This is a genomic window from Oleiphilus sp. HI0123 (assembly GCF_001635315.1).
The window spans coordinates 1-759 of sequence record NZ_LWGE01000257.1 but is presented as its reverse complement, the minus strand read 5'-3'; the positions used below and the strand labels follow the sequence as shown (position 1 = coordinate 759).

At 43.6% G+C, this 759-nt stretch carries 1 pseudogene; it reads right to left on the bottom strand.

Annotated elements, in window-relative coordinates:
- Positions 1–577 (bottom strand): annotated as a pseudogene (locus tag A3761_RS02550) (hypothetical protein); the annotation flags it as partial.
- Positions 578–759: the final 182 nt, after the last annotated feature.

Genomic DNA, 759 nt, shown 5'->3' with positions numbered 1-759 from the left:
GTTCACTGCGTTGAATTTCTTTTGTCAGGTCATCATCTAGATGTTCTTTGGTGGCTGCTTTGGTCAGGTTATCTGTACGACGCAGTGGCTTAAGCTGTTTTCGTCTTAGTTCTCTCAAGTAAACCAGGCAGCAGCTCATGCTTAGGTACAAAAGGTAGCTCATAGTATTTTGAATGTTTTCAAACGGAGAGCCGCTAGCATTCAAAGAGGCCAGGGCAAATACTGAGAATATCCCGACAAGCCATAGGGCAGGTTTGAATTCATAGAAAAAGAACAGCAATAAGGGAATGAAATAGGTCCATGTTTTAAAGTCTTCCAGGCCTGTCATTAAGCCTATTAGGGCAATGCAGGCGAGAGCCAGAGAACTGTGTTTAAACCAGATGAAGCTCTCTTTATCGGCATTTCGGTTTTTACTTTGCCACTGGTTTACAATGAGTAGCGCACACAGAACACCGATGCCGCAAGCGCTGATCAATTGCCCCTGAAAGAGCAGGGCGAGCGCTAAGGTACCTGCCAGAATAAGGGCATACAAGTAGGATTTTGAGTTAATAAGTAGTTGGTGGTCAGAATGTGCCATGTTGAAAATGTTGCTCGTTATGTTCTGGTCGTTGGCTCGCCAAAGCCTTGTGGTGTCTTTCCTTGCAGGTAATACGCAAAGGCAATTATTTCAGCTATTACCCGATATAGAACTTCGGGGATTTCTTCTCCCAGTTCTAGTTTAGACAAAATGCTGACTAATTCACTATTTTCGTATAAAGG